This is a genomic window from Uliginosibacterium sediminicola, from assembly GCF_039631295.1.
Taxonomy (GTDB): Bacteria; Pseudomonadota; Gammaproteobacteria; order Burkholderiales; family Rhodocyclaceae; genus Viridibacterium; species Viridibacterium sediminicola.
In genome coordinates this window covers 360,791-380,839 of sequence record NZ_JBDIVE010000003.1, presented here as the reverse complement: position 1 = coordinate 380,839, position 20,049 = coordinate 360,791, and the positions used below count along the sequence as shown (strand labels likewise).

Below are 20,049 nucleotides of genomic sequence, written 5' to 3'. Positions count from 1 at the left end.
AATCCGCGCCTCTTGCCCAGGTGGCGAAATTGGTAGACGCGCTAGTTTCAGGTACTAGTGCCGCAAGGTGTGGAGGTTCGAGTCCTCTCCTGGGCACCAGATTTCGATAGTTTCAGACATAGGCCGGTTCTCGCGAACCGGCCTTTTGTTTTTCCGGCATCCAGATTGCCGAAAGCGGCGGTCCGGATTGTATTTTTGTTGATTGAAGACACCAAATAGAACACAGCTTCCTTCAATCCATCTATAATGCGCGCCTCTGCCCAGATGGCGAAATTGGTAGACGCGCTAGTTTCAGGTACTAGTGCCGCAAGGTGTGGAGGTTCGAGTCCTCTTCTGGGCACCAAATTCTTTGTTGCAAGTCATGCGTTTCATACATTGGCCGGTTCTCAGGAACCGGCCTTTTGTTTTTCTGGCCACCGCTTTGCCACCCTGCCCGTCCGTCCGTGCAGCGGGCTTCGCGGCAGCCGCCCCCAATGCGGGCGGCCAAACAAAAAGGCCGGCTGCTGTGCCGGCCCGCTTGATCAACCCGCAAACGGGTGCTGCTTGAGGATGGTTTCATCCCGCTCAGGACCGGTCGAGATGATCGCGATCGGCACTTCGCACAGCACTTCCAGACGATCCAGATACGCGCGCGCATTAGCGGGCAGATCTTCCCAGCGCTTGACGCCAAAGGTCGTCTCGCTCCAGCCCGGCATGCTCTCATAGATCGGCTCGCAGGCGGCAACTTCATCGGCACCGATCGGCAGCAGATCGAGCACCTTGCCGTCGAGCTTGTAGCCGGTGCAGATCTTTAGCTCTTCGAGCCCGTCGAGCACATCGAGCTTGGTGATGCACAGGCCGGTAAGCCCGTTGATACGTGCCGAACGGCGCAGCGCAGCGGCATCGAACCAGCCACAGCGGCGCTTGCGCCCGGTCACCGTGCCGAATTCACGACCGACAGTGGACATCTGATAACCCGGACAAGCCGGCGTTTCGATATCCAGCTCGCTCGGGAACGGACCGCCACCGACACGGGTGCAGTAGGCCTTGGTGATGCCCAGCACGTAATGCAGCATGCCCGGCCCCACGCCCGAACCGGCCGCAGCCTGGCCCGACACGCAGTTGGACGAGGTCACGAAGGGATAGGTGCCGTGGTCGATGTCGAGCAAGGTACCTTGCGCGCCTTCGAACAAGAGGTTCTTGCCGGCCTTGTGATCTTCATAGATCTGCGCGGAAATATCGGCCACCAGCGGGCGGATCGCTTCAGCATCCGCCATCGCCTGACGATACACGCTGTCGAAATCCACCGCCTCGGCGCCCAAATACTGGGTCAGCACGAAGTTGTGGTAGTCGAGCACTTCACGCAGTTTGTCGGCGAAACGCTCGGGATGGAACAGGTCATAGACGCGCAGCGCACGACGCGCCACCTTGTCGGCGTACGCCGGGCCGATGCCCTTGCCGGTGGTGCCGATCTTGTCACCCGCGCTCTTCTTGGCTTCACGGGCGCGATCCAGCGCCGAGTGATACGGCAGGATCAGCGGACAGCCCGGACTCACCTTGAGGCGCGAGCGCACATCGATGCCGTCTTTCTCCAGCACGGCGATCTCGGAGAGCAGGTGATGGATGTCGAGCACCACACCATTGCCGATGTAGCACTGCACACCCTCACGCACGATGCCCGAGGGCACCAGATTGAGCTTGTATTCCTTGTCACCGATGACCAGGGTGTGGCCGGCATTGTGGCCGCCCTGGAAACGCACCACGCCCTGAGCGTGATCCGTCAGCCAGTCGACGATCTTGCCCTTGCCCTCATCGCCCCATTGCGTCCCGACGACGACGACATTCTTTGACTTAGCCACCATTGCTCTCACTCTCCAAGCGTCACGACGCGCCACGCGCCGTCCTTCAATTCCAGTCGCCGGTCACAGCCAGCCTCACGCCAGGCGCCTGTGTGGCCCGGCAACTCATACATCACGATTTCGCCCTGGGCACGCAGCTGGGCGATCAGGGCGGCCAGTTCGGCATCCTCGCGCTGCGGGGCGAGCACCGCACCGGCCGGCGCAGCGACTTCGCCCAGCGCCAGCAGATCGCGCAGATCCATGCTGAAACCGGTCGCCGGACGTGCACGGCCGAAGGCCTTGCCCACTTCGTTATAGCGGCCGCCGAGCGCCACCGCTGCAGGGGAATGCCCGCAATAGGCGGCGAACACCAGGCCGGTGTGGTAGTGATAACCACGCAGATCGGCCAGATCGAATGACAAGGGCAGATCGGCCAGATGCTTGGCCAGATGCAGCAGTTCGCCGATGGCTTCGTGCACCGCAGGCAGATCCGGCAATTCGCTCATCGCGCGCACCAGCACTTCGGGGCCGCCATAGAGGCCCGGCAGCGGCAGCAGCACGGCAGCAGCCGGACGCGTCGCGACGAACTCACGCAGCGCCGGCACATCCTTGGTCTGCAGGATGGCGTAGAGCAGCTGTTCGTCAGCCTCGCTCAGCTCGGCATGGCGCGCCAGCGCACGGAACAGGCCCATGTGGCCGATGTCGATACGCGTTGTCGTCGCGCCAGCAAGCTTCAGGCTGTCTGCCAGCAGGCGCAGGATTTCGACATCCGCCTCGATGCCCTGGTGACCATACAGCTCGGCGCCGATCTGGATCGGCTCGCGGCTGGCCGTCGTGCTGCGCGGCATCGCATGCGCCACGGCGCCGCAGTAGCACAGACGCGTCACGCCCTGGCGATTGAGTACGTGCGCATCGATGCGCGTGACCTGAGGCGTCATGTCGGCGCGCAGACCCAGGGTGCGGCCGGAGATGCGATCAACCAGCTTCCAGGTGCTCTCGTCCATGTCCTGGCCGGCGCCAGACACCAGCGCATCGAGGTATTCGACGCTGGGCGGGATCACCAGCTGGTAGCCGTAACTGCGGAACTGGTCGAGCAGCTGCCGGCGCAAAGCCTCCAGGCGTTGCGCAGCAGCGGGCAGGACATCTTCAAAGTATTCGGGCAGGGCCCAAGGTGGCAGCGCCATGATGACTCGTGATTTCAGTAGGCAATGAGCAGCAGGACGAGCCCCAGCAACATGGAGGCCAGCCCCATGAAGCGCAGCTGTCCGTCGGCCAGACGGGTCAGGCGCAGGAAGGCCTCACGCCAGACTTGCGGCAAGGCAAGCGGCAGCAGACCTTCGAGCACCAGCATCAAGGCCAGGGCAGTCAAGACGGTACGCAGCATGATTACTTGGCTTCGCGCCCGCTGCCCTTGAGGTACTTGAAGAATTCCGAGCTGGGATCGACCACCAGCACATCGTTCTTGTTGCGGAAGCTCTGGCGGTACGCTTCAAGACTGCGGTAGAAGCGGTAGAACTCGGGATTCTTGCCAAAGGCTTCGGCATAGATCGAGGATGCCTTGGCGTCGGCTTCACCCTTGATCTTCTGTGCGTCGCGGAAAGCTTCGGCCTTGATCACTTCGGCCTGGCGGTCCGCATCAGCCTTGATCTTTTCCGCCTCGGCGCCGCCGGTCGAACGCAGCTCGTTGGCCACGCGCTTGCGCTCGGCCTCCATGCGGCGATACACCGATTCGCTCACCTCGGTCGGCAGATCAACGCGCTTGAGGCGCACGTCGATGATGCGCATGCCGTATTTCTGCGCATCTTCATCCGACTTGCGACGCACGTCTTCCATGATCTGGGTGCGTTCGCCGGAGACAACGTCCTTCACCGTGCGACGACCAAACTCCTCGCGCAGACCGGAATTGACGGTCTGGTCCAGGCGATTGATGGCCTTGGCTTCTTCGGCATTGAAGGACTTGTAGTAGAGGCGCGGATCGGCAATCTGCCATTTGACGAACAGATCGACCAGCACATTCTTCTTTTCCGACGTCTGGAACAGCTCCGGCTCCGGCGTATCCATGGTCAGGATGCGGCGGTCGAAGTACTGCACACGCTGGATCATCGGCCATTTGAACTTGATGCCCGGCTCGTCGATGACGCGCTTGATCTCACCAAACTGGAAGATCAGCGCGTACTGACGCTGGTCCACCGTGAAGATGGACATCGACAAAACGACAAATACAAACAGGATCAGGCCGGCGGCCAGTGGCAAACGCTCACGCATGTTCATCGCTCCGCTCCACGTTCACGACCACGCCGGGCATCGGCCGGCTCCAGGGGGCGCTGTTGCGACTCGATGACGGGCGCGGCAGCCTTGCCCGCGTCGCCGGCCGCAGCCGGCGCAGCCGCTGCACCGCCCTGCTGCATCAGCTTGTCGAGCGGCAGATAGAGCATGTTGCCATTGCCCTTGGAGTCAACCAGGACCTTGGAGGTGTTCGAGAAGACCTGTTGCATGGTTTCCAGATACATACGGTTGCGCGTCACTTCCGGCGCCTTGGCATATTCGGCATAGACCTGCTTGAAGCGGCTGGCATCACCCTCGGCCTGCGCGACCACACGGCCGGCATAACCGCTGGCTTCCTCAAGCAAGCGGGAAGCGGCACCGCGCGCCTTGGGAATCACGTCGTTGGCATAGGCCTGGCCTTCGTTCTTGAGCTGTTCGCGATTCTGACCGGCCTTGACCGCGTCATTGAAGGCGTCCTGCACCTGTTCGGGCGGCTGCGCATTCTGCAGCGTCACCTGGGTGATCTGGATACCCGTTTTGTAACGGTCGAGAATCAGCTGGATCAGGCGCTGCGCTTCTTGCATGATCGCTTCGCGACCCTGGTAGAGCACCACGTCCATCTCGTTCTTGCCAACGATCTCGCGCATCGCGGTCTCGGCCGCCTGCTTGACCGAATCTTCAGGATCGCGGTTATTGAATACATATGCCGCCGCGTCATTGAGCGTGTACTGCACGGCAAACTGGATATTGACGATGTTCTCGTCACGGGTAAGCATCAGCGCCTCACGCAGATCTTTGCTGCGTTCGTTGCCACGGTAACCCACCTCAACCGTGCGCACCTGGGTGACGTTGACGATCTCGTGCGATTCGAAGGGGAAGGGCAAATGCCATTGCAGGCCTTCGGTGGTCACTTCCTTGAATTTGCCGAAGCGCAGCACCACGCCTTTTTGCGAGGCGTCGACGACATAGGCCCCGCTTGCCGCCCACAGCACGAAGATGATGCCGAGGATCAGCGACACGCCGCCACCAATGGCGCGCGCGCTTGGTCCGCCACCGCCGTCACCGCCACTGCCGCCGGAGCCGGATTTACGGCCAAAGGCTGCGGCGATCTTGCGATTGAGATCAAGCCAGATTTCTTCAAGGTCGGGCGGCCCTTGCTCGCCGCCACGCTTGTCGTCGCCCTGCTTGTCGTTACCCCAGCGAGGGTCTTTCAGGGACATAAGGATTGCGGTGATCACGTGGATTCGCTCGAATCAGATTGTGGTGGAGTGACTGGATTAGCGGAAAGTACCGGAAACATCTGCCCGGCAAGCGCGTCCCGCAGGGCATCCAGACCGGCACCAGTGCGGGCACTCAACAGTACGCGGTGGATATTACCACAGGCATCCCGTTCGACTGCCGGCTCACCCGCCGTGGCATCGATCTTGTTCCATACCACGATGCGCGGCACCTGACCGGCGCCGATTTCATCGAGTACGCGGTCTACGACAGCAATTTGCGCTTCGCGTTCCGGCGACGATGCATCAACGACATGCAACAGCAGATCGGCATTGGCCGTCTCCTCCAGCGTGGCGTGGAAAGCCGCGACCACCGCATGCGGCAAATCGCGAATGAATCCCACGGTATCCGAGAGGATCAGGCTGCGCTCAGCCTCACGCAGATAGACACGGCGCGAAGTCGTATCCAGCGTGGCAAAGAGCTGGTCTGCCGCATAGGCGCCGGCCTTGGTCAGCGCATTGAACAGCGTGGACTTGCCGGCATTGGTGTAGCCCACCAGCGATACCACCGGAATTTCCTGCCGTTCGCGCGCGCGGCGCCGCACCTTGCGCTGCTTTTCAAGCTGGCGCAGGCGTTCCTTGAGCATCTTGACGCGATTGCCGAGCAAGCGCCGGTCGGTTTCCAGCTGTTTCTCGCCGGGACCGCGCAGGCCGATACCGCCCTTCTGCCGCTCCAGGTGAGTCCAGCCGCGCACCAGGCGTGTCGCCAGATGCTCCAGCTGAGCCAGTTCGACCTGCAGCTTGCCCTCGTGACTCTTGGCGCGCAGCGCGAAGATATCGAGGATCAGCGCATTGCGATCGACGACACGACGCTCCAGCAGGCGCTCCAGATTGCGCTGCTGGCCCGGTGCTAGCTCATGATTGAAGATGACAATGTCGGCCGCATTGGCGCGGGCTGCAGCGGCGATTTCCTCCGCCTTGCCCTTGCCGACAAACAATGCTGCATCGGGCGCCTGACGCCTGCCCTGAACCAGCGCGACCGCCTGCGCACCAGCCGAACTGGCAAGCAGTTCGAGCTCGGCGAGGCGGTCAGCGATGAGGGTGTCGCCAAAATCAAGTTGAACCAGAACGGCGCGATTGCCGCTGGCCGGACGCTCAAGCATCGCGTCCGTCCCGTGCGCTACGCACTATTCCTTGGTCTCGGGCGCTTCGTGCGGGATCGACACCGGACGTGCCGGTACGACCGTGGAAATGGCGTGCTTGTAAACCATCTGGGTGACAGTGTTCTTGAGCAGGACGACGTATTGATCGAAGGATTCGATGTGTCCTTGCAGCTTGATGCCGTTGACCAGGTAGATGGAAACCGGCACGTGTTCTTTGCGCAAAATATTCAGGAACGGATCCTGAAGCAGTTGGCCTTTGTTGCTCATGGTTGAGCCTCGTCTTGTTTTTTGAGGAAGTATGTTATCGCAGTGCAACAACCTACGCCAGCATACTGCAGTTTGCCTTCAACTGCCTTACACACAGATCAATCATCTTTGGCAAAGGGGTTGCTCGTCGAGCGGAACTCGATGCGCATCGGCGTGCCTTGCAATTTGAACGCTTCCATGAAGGAGTGTTCAAGATAGCGTTTATACGCATCCGGCACGTGATCGAGGGCATTGCCGTGGATGACGACAATCGGGGGGTTCTGACCGCCCTGGTGGGCGTAGCGCAGCTTGGGGCGGAACACGCCATGGCGTGGCGGCTGCTGGCGTGCCAGCGCCGACTCCAGCACCCGCGTGAGCTTGGGCGTGGGCAGCTTGACCATGGCAGCAGCATAAGCCGCATCAACCGACTTGAGCAGACTGCCAATGCCCGCACCCTGCAAGGCGGAGATGTAGTGGAAGCGCGCAAAGCTGAGGAACTGCAGCTTGCGTGCGATATCGACCTTGACGCGCTCGCGGCGGTATTCGTCAACGTCATCCCACTTGTTGACCGCAATGACCAGCGCGCGCCCGGCTTCCAGCGCGAAACCGCCGATGTGGGCATCCTGATCGGAGATGTCCTGGCTGGCGTCGAGCACCAGCACCACCACATTGGCCTGCTCGACAGCTTGCAAGGTCTTGATCACCGAGAATTTCTCGATCGCTTCAAAGACCTTGCCGCGACGGCGCAGGCCGGCGGTATCGATCAGCGTGTATTGCCGGCCGTTGCGTTCGAAAGGCACGGCAATCGCATCACGCGTAGTGCCCGGCATGTCGAAGGCGATGACGCGGTCTTCACCCAGCAGGGCGTTGATCAGCGTGGACTTGCCGACATTGGGACGACCGACGATGGCGACCTTGGGGCCGTGCGCATCGTCGTCCTCTTCAACGGCATCGGGGAAGCTGTCGAGCACCAGCTCCAGCAGGTTCTTCACCCCTTCGCCGTGAGCGGCCGAGATGACATACGGTTCGCCGCAGGCGAGTTCATGGAACTCGGCGCTGATCAGCGCACGATTCATGCCCTCGCCTTTATTGACAGCAAGGAACACCGGACGACCAGAACGACGCAGCCGCTCGGCGATCTGCTTGTCATGCGGCGTGAGGCCGACACGGCCATCGACGATGAACAGCAGGGCATCGGCTTCGGCAATCGCCGATTCGGCCTGGCGTGCCATCTCGGCAACGATGCCTTCCTTGGCCAGCGGCTCGAAACCGCCGGTATCGACGACCAGATAGGCCTTGCTGCCGCCTCGCCCGATACCGTAGTGACGGTCACGCGTCAGGCCGGGCATATCGGCCACCAGGGCGTCACGCGTGCGCGTCAGGCGGTTGAACAGGGTGGACTTGCCCACATTCGGGCGTCCGACGAGGACCAGGGTCGGTTTCACTTGGCGGCCACTTCCGGAATATTCAAGGCGTGCACGGTGCCATCGCGCGCCTGTGCCACAAAGCTGCTGCCTGCGGCACGCACCAAGGGCGCGTTGATGCCGCTGCTATCGACCTCCAGACGCCCCACAAAGCGGCCTTCCTTGGCACTGAGCAGGTGCACCCAGCCTTGCTGGTCACTCACGGCCAGATCGCCATTGGCCAGCACCAGCGGACGTCCCACACCGCGCCACAGCAGCTTGTCCTGCTTCCAGGTGGTTGCGCCGGTCGCGATGTCCAGCGCTTGCACAGCGCCGGTGTTGTCGGTCACGTAGAGCTGGGTGGCATCGGCATCGCCGCCAACCGTCGAGGCCACATCGCGGGTCCAGCGCACCGTGCCGCGCACGGCGTCGAGGCAGGCCACGCGTGACTGGTAAGCCACGACGCACACGCTGTCACCCCGCACCACCGGTTCGCCAACCAGATCGGTCAGGCGTTCCAGCTCGCTGGTGCCACGCGGCAAGGCCACGGTTGCCTCCCAGCGCGGGAAGCCCCCCGCCAGCGACAGGGACACCAATTTGCCGCCCGAGAAGCCGGCCAGCACCGTGTCACCCACCTGCGTGAAACCCGATTGCGCACGCAAGGTCAGCGAGGACTGCGCACGTTGGTAGACCCAACGCCGTTTGCCATCCGCCGTGTTGTAGGCGAGCACCTGGTTATCACCGACACGCACGACCACCACATCATCGGCGATCAGGGGCAGGCCCGAGACCTCGCCACCGAGCTGCACGCGCCACAGCGACTTGCCGGTATTGCTGTCGAAAGCCAGCAGCTCACCAGCCGTACTGGCCACCACGACCAACTTGCCATCCGCCGCCACGCCGCTGGACAAGGACTGCGCAGCGCGCACCTTCCACAGCTCGCGACCAGCCTCATAGCGTGCCAGCGTGCCATCGGCAGCCGCCGCGAAGACGGAACTGGCCACCGCAGCCGGACGCAGCACGGCAGGCGACAACGCGCCCGTCCGCTGACGCCAGCTATCAACAATCACTTTATTGCCGCCGCTCAGCACCGGCAACGGCGAAGGCTTGGGGCCGGTATCACTGCTCGACCACAGAAAACAGCCGCTCAGCAGCACAGCTAGGGCGCAGGGCAGAATCGGTTTCAAGTATGTAAAACGTCCGCGCTGCATGTCAGTTACCTCCCAAGGCTTCCAGCTTGGTCTCCACGATGTTCTTCAATGTTGCTCCTTCCGAGCTCACGCCGTACTTCTCGGCAGCTTGTTTGTACGCGCTGCGTGCGTCCTCGGGCTTACCTTGTTCGAGCAGCACATCGCCGCGCAATTCGGCAAAGCGGGCAGCGAATTCAGGGCTTGCGGCGCTGTCGACCTGCTTGAGTGCAGCATCGTATTCCTTGCCATCGAGCATGAGGGAAGCCAGACGCAGGCGCGCCATATCCTTCACCAGGGCGTCCGTGCTGTGCTCGGTAACCCATTCCAGCTTGATGCGGGCGTTCTTGGCATCGTTCTTGTCGATATCCGACTTGGCGGCCAGCAACGTTGCCAGCGAAGCCTGCAGCGTCTTCGGGTAATCCTTGGTGAGCTGGCTGGCGGTTTGCTGCAGCTTGGCTGCGTCACCCGCTTGTGCGGCGCGGAACGCTTCGGTGTACAGACCGGTCGCGGCCTCGGCCTGCGAACGCTGATAACGCTGCCAGCCAAACCAGGCCAGCGCAGCAATCGCCAGTACCAGCGCGACATTGCTGATGAATTTGCCATAGCGCTCCCACCAGGCCTTGATGGCAGAGAGCTGTTCCTGTTCTTCCAGATCGTATGCGGGCATTGAGTGTGTGTCTTTCAGTTTGATTGTTGGTCTTGTGTGTCGTCCGAATCCTGCCCGGAGCCGTACAGCTGACTGGCCAGCACCGGCGCAATTTCATCGACGGCAATCTGGCGCTGCGGCAGCTCTTCACGCAGCGCCTTGAGCGTGACCGACTGCGCTGCCACTTCGTCTTCACCGATGATCAGCGCATAGCTGGCGCCGCTGCCGTCAGCCTTCTTCATCTGCGACTTGAAGCTGCCGCCGCCGCAATGGAAGATCGCCGACATGCCGGCCGAACGCAGCATCTCGGCCACACGGAAAGCTTGCCGCTCGGCAGCCTCGCCCTGGTGCACCAGATACACATCGGGGCGCGACAAGGGCCCCTCTTCCATGCCTTCGGACCACAACAGCATGACACGTTCGATGCCCATTCCAAAGCCGCATGCCGGCGCGCTCTTGCCGCCCAGGCTTTCGACCAGCGAATCGTAACGACCGCCCGCGCAGATGGTGGCTTGCGCACCGAGCCGCGTGGTGGTCCATTCGAACACCGTGCGGTTGTAGTAATCGAGGCCGCGCACCAGGCGCGTGTTGAGCGTGTAGGGCACCACCGCTTCGCGTAGCAGGGCGGTGACGCCTTCAAAATGCTTGAGCGAGGCTTCGCCGAGGAAGTCGAACAGCTTGGGAGCGGCTTCGACGATCTCTTGCAGCGCCGGGTTCTTGGTGTCGAGCACGCGCAGCGGGTTGGTGTGCAGGCGACGCTTGCCGTCTTCGTCCAGCGCAGCCTCGTGGCGTTGCAGATAGGCGATCAGCTCGGCGCGGTGGCGCGCCCGTTCCTCGGCATCGCCCAGGGAATTGATTTCCAGGCTTACGTCGTCGAGACCGAGGTCGTCCCACAGGCGCGCGCACATGACAATGTGCTCGGCATCGACATCCGGCCCGGCAAAGCCCAGCGCCTCGACACCCACCTGGTGGAACTGACGGTAGCGCCCTTTCTGCGGACGCTCGTGGCGGAACATCGGCCCGGTGTAGTAGAGACGCTGCGGCTGCGAAAACAGCATGTTGTGCTCGGTCACGGCACGCACGCAGGAGGCCGTGCCCTCGGGGCGCAGGGTCAGCTTTTCGCCATTGAGGCGATCTTCGAAGGAGTACATCTCCTTCTCGACGATGTCGGTATGCTCGCCGACGCCGCGCACGAACAGCGCGGTCGGTTCCAGCACCGGCGTGCGGATCGGCCGGTAGCCGTAGCTCTTGAGCCAGTCGCGAACGATTTCCTCAAACGCCTCCCAGCGCTCCGCCTCATCGGGGAGCAGATCGTTCATACCGCGAACGCCTTGAATCTTGTTGCTTGCCATATGTGATGTCTGCGGGCCGCTCAGGCAGCGACGCCCTTCTTCGTGTATTTGGTGGCGACGTAGTTGTCGAGAATGCTGCGGAACTCGTTGGCGATGTTGTCACCGCGCAAGGTCATGGCCTTCTCGCCGTCGATGTACACCGGTGCGGCCGGCGTTTCGCCGGTGCCCGGCAGGGAGATGCCGATATTGGCGTGCTTGCTCTCACCCGGACCATTGACGACACAGCCCATCACGGCCAGCGTGAGGTTTTCGACGCCGTCATAGTGCTCGCGCCACACCGGCATCTGCTCGCGCACGTATTCCTGCACCGACTGCGCGAGTTCCTGGAAGAACACGCTGGTGGTACGTCCGCAGCCCGGACAGGCCGTGACCATCGGCGTGAAGGCGCGCAAGCCCATGGTCTGCAGGATCTCCTGCGCGACGATGACTTCTTCGGTGCGCTTGCCATTGGGCTCAGGCGTCAGCGAGATGCGGATGGTGTCGCCAATGCCTTCCTGCAGCAGCACCGACAAGGCCGCCGTCGAGGCTACGATGCCCTTGCTGCCCATGCCCGCTTCGGTCAGCCCGAGGTGCAGCGGATAGTCGCAGCGGCGCGCCAGCTCGCGATAGGTGGCGATCAGGTCCTGCACGCTGGACACCTTGCACGACAGAATGATGCGATCCGCACCCAGCCCCACCGCCTCGGCCGCCTGCGCCGATTCCAGCGCCGATACCACCAGCGCTTCGCGCATCACGCGGCCAGCGTCCCAGGGTTCGCTGCGCGCGGCGTTGTCGTCCATCATGCGCGCCAGCACCGACTGGTCGAGACTGCCCCAGTTGACGCCGATGCGCACCGGCTTGTCGTACTTGCAGGCCATTTCGACGATCGCCGCAAACTGCGTATCGCGCTTGGCGCCCTTGCCGACATTGCCGGGGTTGATGCGGTACTTGTCGAGCACCTCGGCGCAGGCCGGGTTGTCCTTCAACAAGGTGTGACCGTTGTAGTGGAAGTCGCCGATGATCGGCACATCCACATTCATCTTCAACAGCTGCTCACGGATCTTCGGTACGGCCTTGGCCGACTCGTCGTTATTGACCGTGATGCGCACCAGTTCCGAACCGGCACGCGCCAGCTGGGCAATCTGCAAGGCCGTTGCGATGTGGTCAGCGGTGTCCGTATTGGTCATCGACTGCACGACGATGGGGGCGGCCGAGCCGACCGCAATCTTGCCGATGCGCACCAGGCGCGTGGCGTGACGTGAAGCAGCAGAGGCAGGGGAATTGCTCATCAAGACGTCTCTCAGGGCAGGCTCAGGCGTGCCACGGTGTTGCGGATGCTCGGCGTCAGATCAATCGCTTTGCCATCGAGCGCCAGCTTGACATGGGCCGCATTGCCGACCACCAGTTCGAAAGGAGGCAAACCGGCAATTTCCAGTACGGTACCCGCGCTGTTCAGGCGCGAATGCAGCACATTGCCGGTCGCATCGCGCACTTCGACCCAGGCATCGGCCTCGAAGTTCATGCGCAGGCGACGCGCGCCCTTGGGTGCGCTGCTGCTGGCGCTGCTACTGCTGCGTGCGGCGCTGTGTGAGGCGGCTGCCACACTGGCTGCCGCGGCAACAGGCGCCGAGGGCAACACGACAGGCGCAGCGACCGGCGGCGCAACAGGCGCCGAAGCCAGCGCACCGGCAGCCGCCACTACCACGGCAGAAGGCGCCTGGATCTCCAGTACCGGCGCGCTCCCGACAGCGGGCGGCACACTCGCACTGGATGCGCTCGCCGACTGTAGCGGCAGCGAAGCCTGATCATCGGCCAGCGCGATCGACTGTGCCATCACATCGGCAAGGTATTGTTCGTCCCGCGGCTCGAACCAGCCAAAATGCCAGCCCGCCACCGCCAGCGCCAGCAAGACCACGGCGAGACCGAGTGCAGGCAGGGCCGAGAACTTCCAGCCACGCGGCCCGGGCATCTGCCCCAACGACATGACGCCAATCGGCGCAGCGCTCTCGCGCGGTGCGTCAAGCAGAACACTGAACAGCGCCGGATCGAGATTGAGGAAACGCGCGTAATTACGCACAAAGCCGCGCGCAAAGGCCGGCCCCGGCAGATGCTGCAACTCGCCGGCTTCCATGGCTTCAACCTGGCGCGGCGTCAGTTTCAAATGCAGGGCCACATCGGCAATCGACATGCCCAGTGCGGTACGCGCTTCAGCCAGCAGATGCCACGGGTTTTGCTCCACGGCGGGCGTGGCGGCGACTGCTTCCAGCTCTGGCTCTTGACTCACTCGAATCTTCCTTGCAGATAGGCCTGATATTCGTCAGAAGCCGGGAATTCCCGCGCCAGTTGCGTGGCCAGCTTCTGCTCTTGCGCACGATTGCCGAGCTTGCGCTCGATGCGCAGGCTCAGCCACAGACTGGCGGAGGTATTGCTACCGCCCAGCTTGAGCCCGAGTTCGCTCGAGAATTCACGCGCACGCACCAGGTTGCCCTTGCGCAGCGAAATCTCGGCCAGATGATAAATGACACGCAGATTGTCAGAATTGATCTGGTAGGCACGCATGAATGCGGTCTCGGCCGCGGCGTCATTCTTCATCTGCACATTGCACAGCCCCAGCGTCGTCCAGGCACGCGCCGGCGAGGTGTTGTACGGATTACGCGCCGCCTGCTCCAGGCGCACCACGCCTTCCTTGTTGCGCCCCTGATTGCAGAGGAACCAGCCGTAATCCTGATTCACCTCCGGATCGCCAGGGGCCAGCGAAATGGCGTCGGCAAACGCGGCCTGCGCTTGCGGATACTGCTCCAGCGAAGCGAAGACCTTGCCCAGCAAGGCATGGCCCGGCGCGTAGTTGCGGTCCCAAGCGATGGCCACGCGCGCCTCGTCGAGTGCGGTACCCAGATTATTGGCTTCCAGATAGCTGGTGCCCAGATCGACGTGGATCTTGGCGGTCGTGCGTTCCTTGGTCAGCGAGGGCTTCTCCGAGGACGGACGCTCGACCGGGAATTTCTCGGTCGAACCCGGCATGCCATCGGGCACCGTTGCGCAGGCCGCCAAGCCCAGCAGGGCCAGGCCGAGCAGACTTTTCACGACATCATTCATGACCTACCTCGTTGATCGGAATAATTCGTTGTTGCGTACGGCGCGTCCTATCCTGCACCTGGCCGGCCAGCTGACCGCAGGCGGCATCGACATCGTCGCCGCGCGTCTTGCGCGTGGTGGTGACGATGCCGGCATCGAGCAGGATCTGCGAGAAGCGCTTGATGCGCGGCGCACTGGAGCGCTGGAAGCCGGAGTTCGGGAAAGGATTGAACGGAATCAGGTTGTACTTGCACGACACCTGCGCGGCAATGTCCACCAGCTGGCGGGCATGCTCGTCGCTGTCGTTGACGCCTTCGAGCATCACGTACTCGAAGGTGATGAAATCACGCGGTGCTTTTTCAAGGTAACGCTCGCACGCGGCAAGCAATTCCTTGAGCGGGTATTTCTGGTTGATCGGCACCAGCTTGTCGCGCAGCGCATCGTTGGGCGCATGCAGGGACACCGCCAGCGCCACCGGGCAGGCTTCACGCAGACGATCCATGGCCGGCACGATGCCCGAGGTGGACACCGTCACGCGGCGGCGTGACAAACCATAGGCGTTGTCGTCGAGCATCAGGTTCAGCGCGGCTACGACATTGTCGAAATTGGCCAGCGGTTCGCCCATGCCCATCATCACCACATTGCTGATGACCCGTTCCCCGCTCTGATCGGCACCCAGCAAACGGTTCGCCATCCACAGCTGACCGATGATTTCGGCCGCGCTAAGATTGCGGTTGAAGCCTTGCTTGCCGGTCGAGCAGAAGGCGCAGTCGAGGGCGCAGCCCGCTTGCGAGGAGATGCACAAGGTGCCACGACTGGTTTCGGGAATGAACACCGTTTCGACGGCATTGGCATTGCCGACATCGAACAGCCACTTGCGCGTGCCATCGACCGACAGCGAATCGCGCACCACGGCGGGCGGCAACACGCAGGCCTCGGCCTTGAGCTTGGCGCGCAAGGTTTTGGCCACATCGGTCATGGCATCAAAATCGGCCTCCCCGAAACGGTGCATCCAGCGCAGCACCTGACGAGCGCGGAAAGGCTTTTCGCCGCGTTCGGCGAACCAGTCGGTCAGCGCTTGGACATCCAGATCGAGAAGGTTTTGCATGTTTTCTGAGGAACGTGGATCGAGGATCGAGGGAAGCTTATGCGGCCAGCTGTGCTGACCGGAAATCTCACCCTCGCCCCTAATTCCTCGCCCCGCCGTATCAGCGCGAGTAAATGTTCAGACCCGGGAAGAAGAAAGCAATTTCCACGGCAGCCGTTTCAGCAGCGTCCGAACCATGCACCGCATTGGCATCGATGGACTCCGCGAAGTCTGCGCGGATGGTGCCCGGAGCAGCCTTCTTCGGATCGGTCGCGCCCATCAGGTCGCGGTTCTTGAGGATCGCGCCTTCGCCTTCGAGAGCCTGGATCATCACCGGACCCGAGGTCATGAAGGAGACCAGATCCTTGAAGAAGGGACGCTCCTTGTGCACAGCGTAGAACTGACCTGCTTCCTGCTCCGACAGATGCACCATCTTCGCAGCGATGACCTTCAGGCCCGCGCTCTCGAAGCGGTCATAGATCTTGCCGATCACGTTCTTGGCGACGGCGTCGGGCTTGATGATGGACAGGGTACGTTCAATAGCCATGTAAAACTCCAATTAATGCAGGGGTTGAAAGAATTTATGAATTCCGGGTCGTCGCGTTCAAGAGCCTGTGCGTTGTAAGCCTGATCGCCATCCAGAAGATCGCCATCGCACACCGCACATCCAACTCCACCCACAACAATTTTTAGAGCCCTGCGCACAGCGTGAAGAAGCGCGCAGCAAGCCAGCACCCCCGGAAATCGGGTAACTTTTAATTTTATCAGGACTTTGTCTCATTCCGAACCAAATTTTGGTCGCGCTGCCAAGCGGCTTTTGAGCCGGCGCAGCGAAGCTGCCGGGATGAGCGCGCTAAACTGATCTCCCCACACGCAACACTTCCCATCGTGCCCGCCTCGAACTCATCGCCACGCAAGCCGAGCCGCACCGCGGCCAAGTCCTCCGCCACCGCGCCCGCCACACCTCCCGCAGCGCCTGCGGCCCCAGCCTTCCTGCCCGGCTTCATCATGCTGATGGCCTGGTGGCTGGCCGGTGAAGCACTGGTCCACCTGCTAAATCTCAGCCTGCCCGGCCCGGTCGCCGGCATGCTCCTGCTGCTGGGCTTCAGCCTGCTGCGCAAACACCTGCCGCCGACGGTATCGACCGCCAGCCACGGCCTGCTCTCCCACCTCTCCCTGCTCTTCGTGCCGGCCGGGGTGGGCATCATGGAACACGCCCAGCTACTGGGCAGTCTGGGCATCCCCATGCTCATCACCCTGGTGCTCTCCATGGCCATCACCCTGGCAGTGACCGCGCTGAGCCTGCACTACCTGCTCAAACGCCGGGAGAACAAGGCATGAAAGCGCTCCTCGTCCACCCTGCGTTCTGGCTGACCATGACCTTGCTGGCTTACATGCTGGCCACGCGTTTTCATGCCTTTTGCCAGCACAACGCCTTGTCGCACCCCTTGCTGGTCTGCATGGCCTTGCTGATCCCGCTGCTGCTGCTGACGCACACACCCTACGCCGACTATATGAACAGTGTGCGTGGCATCCACTTGTTGTTGGCGCCAGCCACCGTGGCGCTGGCGGTGCCGCTCTATACCAATCTGGCACATGTGCGCAGCATGCTGCGGCCGCTGCTCATCGCCCTGGTGATTGGCGGTCTCACCGGCATCATCTCGGCCCTGCTGTTGGGCAAGCTGTTTGGTCTGCCGACCCATGTTCTGGTGAGTTTCTCGCCCAAGTCCGTGACGACCCCGATCGCCATGGCACTGGCCGAGAAACTCGGCGGCGATGCCTCCATTGCGGCGGCAGCGGTGGTGATCACCGGCATCCTCGGCGCCATGACTGCGGAATACCTGTTGCGCGCGCTGCGCGTGCGGGATGAAGCGGTACAGGGCTTTTCGATGGGCCTTGCCGCCCACGGCATCGGCACTTCGCGCGCTTTCCACATCTCGCACAAAGCGGGCGCCTTCGCCAGCCTGGGCATGAGCCTCAACGGCATTTTCACTTCGCTGTGCCTGCCGCTGCTGCTGGCCGTGTGGCCGATGTAGAGCAGACAGCGGGCTGCCAGCTCAGCTGCCAGCCCGCTTCGCCAGGCGCGCAGCGGGCTGCCGCATCCGCACCGAGCGCGCCAATCCACAGCAAGTGCTCGCCCTGCCACAAACACGGCAGGACATCGCGCTGCCAGGGCGCAAGGCCGGCCGCTTGTGCCAGGGTTTTGAAGTCACGCTGCGGCGCAGCCGGCTCCACACGCAGCTGCTCGCCGCCTTGGCGCGGCTGGATGCGGCAAGCGCCGTTCGGCACGATGCGCAGAGCCTCGGGTCCGCTGGCCGGCACAAAGCGCAGCTCGCCGCCGGCCCAGGGCAAAACCGCTTCACCGCACCAGAGCAGGCTGTGTGGCGGCGAAGGCAAGGCGACCGGCTCCTGCCAGAGCGCATCCCGCCAGGCGCACAGCGCAATCCGCGCAAAAGGCAGGCGCACCGCAGCGGCAGACGACAACTGCTCCAGCGTTTCACCCAGACGCTCGGCCGTCGGCGCCCCCTCGCCCGCCTGGGCGAGCAGGTGACGCAGCAGATTGCGCGCGCGCGGCGCCCCCAAGGCGCGCAAAGCGCTGCGCGAACCTGGCTGGCCGAACTGCAAACGCTGCAGATCTTCCGCCGCCAGCGCATCGAGCAAGTCGGCTGACTCGGCAAACAAGCCGGCCGCGCGCGCCAGATTGGCTTCGACGCCGTGCTGACGCTGATCGAGACGCGGCAGGATGTCGTGCCGCAGGAAATTGCGCGTGAAGCGCTGATCGGTATTGCTGTCGTCCTCGATCCAGACGATGCCCGCCTGCTGCGCCCAGGCCAGGAGCTCCGCGCGCGGCACATCAAGCAAGGGTCGCAACAAGCGCCGCGCCACGTCCACCGCCCGCATGCCCGCCGCACCCTGCACACCCGTGCCGCGCATCAATCGATGCAACAGTGTTTCGGCCTGATCGCCGCGATGGTGGGCGAGCACGATCCAGTCGCAGTCCTGCTCCGCCAGCGCAGCATGCCGCGCCGCCCGCGCCGCCGCCTCCAGCCCCTTGCCCGCACGCGCCACGCTCACGCGACGCACGACAAGCGGCACGCCCAAGGACGCCGCAACGCGCTCGCAATGCGCCGCCCAGTCATCCGCCTGCGCACTTAAACCATGATGCACATGCAACGCAGACAGCTGAAAACCCACGACCGGCGCCAGCTGGGCCAGCAAATGCAAGAGAACCGAAGAATCCAGCCCGCCGCTGAAACCCACGCACAAACGCTGGCCTGCATAGGGCTGCAGGGTTTGGCTGAGTTGGTCGGGAAGTGGTGAGATGTGCATGGCAACAGACCGAAACAAGCCCTCCCGCAGAGCACGCGCCTTGGCGCCACAAGAGTCATCACGCGCATGCAGCGGCAGCCGGTGCAATGCGCTTCGCTTATTGCACCCTACCCACTCAAACAAGCGGCCGCGCATGAATGCGGCAGAAAGCGTAGCGAGCGGGTCGAGGTTGCGCTGAGGAGCGGATACGTACTTCAGTACGTTGAGCACCGGAAGCGCAAGATCGGCCCGCGCAGTAGCTTTATGCCGTATTCACTTCCTTGTACTTGCCATAGGCCATGAGACGCTCAAAGCGCTTCTCCAGCAGCACATCCACCGAGTGCTCGCTGAGCTGCTTGAGGGTGTCTTGCAGGGCGCGCTTGAGGGTCTGGGCGACGGCGCGCGGGTCGCGGTGGGCGCCGCCGACGGGCTCGTTGATGATCTTGTCGATAAGACCCAGGGACTTCAGGCGTGCAGCAGTGATGCCCATGGTTTCGGCCGCTTCATTGGCCTTGTCGGCGCTCTTCCAGAGGATGGAGGCGCAACCTTCGGGTGAGATCACCGAGTAGGTCGAGAATTGCAGCATGAACTGCTGGTCGGCGACGGCAATCGCCAGTGCGCCGCCGGAGCCGCCTTCACCGATGATGGTGGAGATGATCGGCACGCGCAGCTCGGCCATGACATAGAGATTGTGGCCGATGGCCTCGGACTGGCCGCGCTCTTCGGCATCGATGCCGGGATAGGCGCCCGGCGTGTCGACAAAGGTGAACACCGGAATGGCGAACTTCTCAGCCAGCTTCATCAGGCGCAGTGCCTTGCGGTAGCCCTCGGGACGCGGCATGCCGAAGTTGCGCAGGATCTTTTCCTTGGTGTCGCGCCCCTTCTGGTGGCCGATCACCATGCAGCTCTGGCCATTGAATCGGGCCAGGCCGCCGACAATGGCTTTGTCATCGGCAAAGGAGCGGTCGCCATGCAGCTCCTGGAAGTCCGTGAACATGTGCTGCACATAATCAAATGTGTAGGGACGCTGCGGATGGCGCGCCACCTGGGCAATCTGCCAGGGCGTGAGCTTGGCGTAGATATCCTTGGTCAGCGCCTGACGTTTGACCTCCAGACGCGAGATCTCTTCGGAGATGTCGACAGCAGACTCGTCCTGCACGAAACGCAGTTCTTCGATCTTGCTTTCAAGATCGGCAATCGGCTGCTCAAAATCGAGGAAAGTAGTTTTCACAGACAAGGGGAAGCCTTTTCGGCGCGAATCAAAGGCGCGATTGTAACCGATTGATGAAACAGACCCCAA

The 20,049-nt window shown here is 62.7% G+C and carries 20 protein-coding genes and 2 tRNA genes; 4 read left to right on the top strand and 18 right to left on the bottom strand.

Annotation, left to right across the window (positions count from 1 at the left end):
* The first annotated feature begins 14 nt into the window (after window positions 1-14).
* Together ABDB84_RS08690 and ABDB84_RS08685 are read left to right on the top strand one after the other, a co-directional pair.
* Window positions 15-99 (top strand) — tRNA-Leu (locus ABDB84_RS08690).
* A gap of 159 nt (window positions 100-258) precedes the next feature.
* Window positions 259-343, top strand: a tRNA-Leu gene (locus ABDB84_RS08685).
* Window positions 344-521: 178 nt separating this feature from the next.
* Here the strand turns inward: ABDB84_RS08685 and ABDB84_RS08680 are convergent.
* The 16 genes from ABDB84_RS08680 to ndk all read right to left on the bottom strand — a co-directional run bounded on the left by ABDB84_RS08680 (window position 522) and on the right by ndk (window position 15,987).
* Window positions 522-1,841, bottom strand: coding sequence for an adenylosuccinate synthase (locus ABDB84_RS08680; RefSeq protein WP_345919319.1), 1,320 nt, complete (start codon window positions 1,839-1,841; stop codon window positions 522-524).
* A 5-nt stretch (window positions 1,842-1,846) separates the two neighbouring features.
* Window positions 1,847-3,001 carry an ATP phosphoribosyltransferase regulatory subunit gene (locus ABDB84_RS08675; RefSeq protein ID WP_345919318.1) on the bottom strand — a complete coding sequence of 385 codons (1,155 nt, stop codon included), beginning with the start codon at window positions 2,999-3,001 and terminating at the stop codon, window positions 1,847-1,849.
* A gap of 14 nt (window positions 3,002-3,015) precedes the next feature.
* Window positions 3,016-3,201 carry a DUF2065 domain-containing protein gene (locus tag ABDB84_RS08670; protein ID WP_345919317.1) on the bottom strand — a complete coding sequence of 62 codons (186 nt, stop codon included), beginning with the start codon at window positions 3,199-3,201 and terminating at the stop codon, window positions 3,016-3,018.
* Between the two features lie 2 nt (window positions 3,202-3,203).
* Window positions 3,204-4,082, bottom strand: coding sequence for a protease modulator HflC (gene hflC, locus ABDB84_RS08665; RefSeq protein ID WP_345919316.1), 879 nt, complete (start codon window positions 4,080-4,082; stop codon window positions 3,204-3,206).
* Between the two features lie 2 nt (window positions 4,083-4,084).
* A complete protein-coding gene (hflK, locus tag ABDB84_RS08660; RefSeq protein ID WP_345919315.1) occupies window positions 4,085-5,302 on the bottom strand; it encodes an FtsH protease activity modulator HflK in 1,218 nt (405 codons plus the stop codon).
* A gap of 14 nt (window positions 5,303-5,316) precedes the next feature.
* Window positions 5,317-6,462 (bottom strand): GTPase HflX, encoded by a 1,146-nt coding sequence (gene hflX, locus ABDB84_RS08655; RefSeq protein WP_345919314.1) that lies wholly within the window; start codon window positions 6,460-6,462, stop codon window positions 5,317-5,319.
* A 24-nt stretch (window positions 6,463-6,486) separates the two neighbouring features.
* Window positions 6,487-6,729, bottom strand: a complete 243-nt coding sequence (gene hfq / locus ABDB84_RS08650; RefSeq protein WP_345919313.1) for an RNA chaperone Hfq — start codon at window positions 6,727-6,729, stop codon at window positions 6,487-6,489.
* Window positions 6,730-6,827: 98 nt separating this feature from the next.
* Entirely contained in the window at window positions 6,828-8,153 is a 1,326-nt protein-coding gene (der, locus tag ABDB84_RS08645) for a ribosome biogenesis GTPase Der (RefSeq protein ID WP_345919312.1), read from the bottom strand.
* Window positions 8,150-9,298, bottom strand: a complete 1,149-nt coding sequence (gene bamB, locus ABDB84_RS08640) for an outer membrane protein assembly factor BamB (RefSeq protein ID WP_345919311.1) — start codon at window positions 9,296-9,298, stop codon at window positions 8,150-8,152. The genes der and bamB overlap by 4 nt, the downstream gene beginning before the upstream one ends.
* Before the next feature lie 25 nt (window positions 9,299-9,323).
* Window positions 9,324-9,968: a YfgM family protein gene (locus tag ABDB84_RS08635; protein WP_345919310.1), complete on the bottom strand. Its 645-nt coding sequence runs from the start codon at window positions 9,966-9,968 to the stop codon at window positions 9,324-9,326.
* 14 nt (window positions 9,969-9,982) lie between these two features.
* On the bottom strand, window positions 9,983-11,266 hold the full coding sequence (gene hisS / locus ABDB84_RS08630) for a histidine--tRNA ligase (RefSeq protein WP_345919309.1): 1,284 nt from the start codon (window positions 11,264-11,266) through the stop codon (window positions 9,983-9,985).
* Window positions 11,267-11,319: 53 nt separating this feature from the next.
* Complete coding sequence (ispG, locus tag ABDB84_RS08625; RefSeq protein WP_345919308.1) at window positions 11,320-12,567, bottom strand: flavodoxin-dependent (E)-4-hydroxy-3-methylbut-2-enyl-diphosphate synthase; 1,248 nt, start codon at window positions 12,565-12,567, stop codon at window positions 11,320-11,322.
* A gap of 11 nt (window positions 12,568-12,578) precedes the next feature.
* On the bottom strand, window positions 12,579-13,562 hold the full coding sequence (locus ABDB84_RS08620) for a helix-turn-helix domain-containing protein (protein ID WP_345919307.1): 984 nt from the start codon (window positions 13,560-13,562) through the stop codon (window positions 12,579-12,581).
* Window positions 13,559-14,374 (bottom strand): type IV pilus biogenesis/stability protein PilW, encoded by an 816-nt coding sequence (pilW, locus tag ABDB84_RS08615; protein ID WP_345919306.1) that lies wholly within the window; start codon window positions 14,372-14,374, stop codon window positions 13,559-13,561. The genes ABDB84_RS08620 and pilW overlap by 4 nt, the downstream gene beginning before the upstream one ends.
* On the bottom strand, window positions 14,367-15,461 hold the full coding sequence (rlmN, locus tag ABDB84_RS08610) for a dual-specificity RNA methyltransferase RlmN (protein WP_345919305.1): 1,095 nt from the start codon (window positions 15,459-15,461) through the stop codon (window positions 14,367-14,369). The genes pilW and rlmN overlap by 8 nt, the downstream gene beginning before the upstream one ends.
* 100 nt (window positions 15,462-15,561) lie before the next feature.
* Complete coding sequence (ndk, locus tag ABDB84_RS08605) at window positions 15,562-15,987, bottom strand: nucleoside-diphosphate kinase (protein ID WP_345919304.1); 426 nt, start codon at window positions 15,985-15,987, stop codon at window positions 15,562-15,564.
* A 341-nt stretch (window positions 15,988-16,328) separates the two neighbouring features.
* On the opposite strand from ndk, the gene ABDB84_RS08600 reads away from it, so the two are divergent.
* Both ABDB84_RS08600 and ABDB84_RS08595 read left to right on the top strand, forming a co-directional pair.
* A complete protein-coding gene (locus tag ABDB84_RS08600; protein WP_345919303.1) occupies window positions 16,329-16,781 on the top strand; it encodes a CidA/LrgA family protein in 453 nt (150 codons plus the stop codon).
* The gene (locus ABDB84_RS08595) at window positions 16,778-17,476 is read left to right on the top strand and encodes an LrgB family protein (protein ID WP_345919302.1); all 699 of its coding nucleotides are present in this window, start codon (window positions 16,778-16,780) and stop codon (window positions 17,474-17,476) included. The genes ABDB84_RS08600 and ABDB84_RS08595 overlap by 4 nt, the downstream gene beginning before the upstream one ends.
* Here ABDB84_RS08595 and tilS read toward each other — a convergent pair.
* Together tilS and ABDB84_RS08585 are read right to left on the bottom strand one after the other, a co-directional pair.
* A complete protein-coding gene (tilS, locus tag ABDB84_RS08590) occupies window positions 17,430-18,770 on the bottom strand; it encodes a tRNA lysidine(34) synthetase TilS (protein WP_345919301.1) in 1,341 nt (446 codons plus the stop codon). The genes ABDB84_RS08595 and tilS overlap by 47 nt on opposite strands.
* Before the next feature lie 241 nt (window positions 18,771-19,011).
* Window positions 19,012-19,980 (bottom strand): acetyl-CoA carboxylase carboxyltransferase subunit alpha, encoded by a 969-nt coding sequence (locus ABDB84_RS08585; protein ID WP_345919300.1) that lies wholly within the window; start codon window positions 19,978-19,980, stop codon window positions 19,012-19,014.
* Window positions 19,981-20,049 lie beyond the last annotated feature (69 nt).

Excerpts from the sequence above, each read along its gene's own strand:
- ABDB84_RS08680 (WP_345919319.1), bottom strand. The coding sequence starts at position 1,841 with ATGGTGGCTAAGTCAAAGAATGTCGTCGTCGTCGGGACGCAATGGGGC.
- ABDB84_RS08670 (WP_345919317.1), bottom strand. The coding sequence starts at position 3,201 with ATGCTGCGTACCGTCTTGACTGCCCTGGCCTTGATGCTGGTGCTCGAA.
- ispG (WP_345919308.1), bottom strand. The coding sequence starts at position 12,567 with ATGAGCAATTCCCCTGCCTCTGCTGCTTCACGTCACGCCACGCGCCTG.
- ndk (WP_345919304.1), bottom strand. The coding sequence starts at position 15,987 with ATGGCTATTGAACGTACCCTGTCCATCATCAAGCCCGACGCCGTCGCC.
- ABDB84_RS08595 (WP_345919302.1), top strand. The coding sequence starts at position 16,778 with ATGAAAGCGCTCCTCGTCCACCCTGCGTTCTGGCTGACCATGACCTTG.
- hisS (WP_345919309.1), bottom strand. The coding sequence starts at position 11,266 with ATGAACGATCTGCTCCCCGATGAGGCGGAGCGCTGGGAGGCGTTTGAG.
- ABDB84_RS08675 (WP_345919318.1), bottom strand. The coding sequence starts at position 3,001 with ATGGCGCTGCCACCTTGGGCCCTGCCCGAATACTTTGAAGATGTCCTG.
- rlmN (WP_345919305.1), bottom strand. The coding sequence starts at position 15,461 with ATGCAAAACCTTCTCGATCTGGATGTCCAAGCGCTGACCGACTGGTTC.
- hflC (WP_345919316.1), bottom strand. The coding sequence starts at position 4,082 with ATGCGTGAGCGTTTGCCACTGGCCGCCGGCCTGATCCTGTTTGTATTT.
- hfq (WP_345919313.1), bottom strand. The coding sequence starts at position 6,729 with ATGAGCAACAAAGGCCAACTGCTTCAGGATCCGTTCCTGAATATTTTG.
- ABDB84_RS08635 (WP_345919310.1), bottom strand. The coding sequence starts at position 9,968 with ATGCCCGCATACGATCTGGAAGAACAGGAACAGCTCTCTGCCATCAAG.
- tilS (WP_345919301.1), bottom strand. The coding sequence starts at position 18,770 with ATGCACATCTCACCACTTCCCGACCAACTCAGCCAAACCCTGCAGCCC.
- pilW (WP_345919306.1), bottom strand. The coding sequence starts at position 14,374 with ATGAATGATGTCGTGAAAAGTCTGCTCGGCCTGGCCCTGCTGGGCTTG.
- hflK (WP_345919315.1), bottom strand. The coding sequence starts at position 5,302 with ATGTCCCTGAAAGACCCTCGCTGGGGTAACGACAAGCAGGGCGACGAC.
- hflX (WP_345919314.1), bottom strand. The coding sequence starts at position 6,462 with ATGCTTGAGCGTCCGGCCAGCGGCAATCGCGCCGTTCTGGTTCAACTT.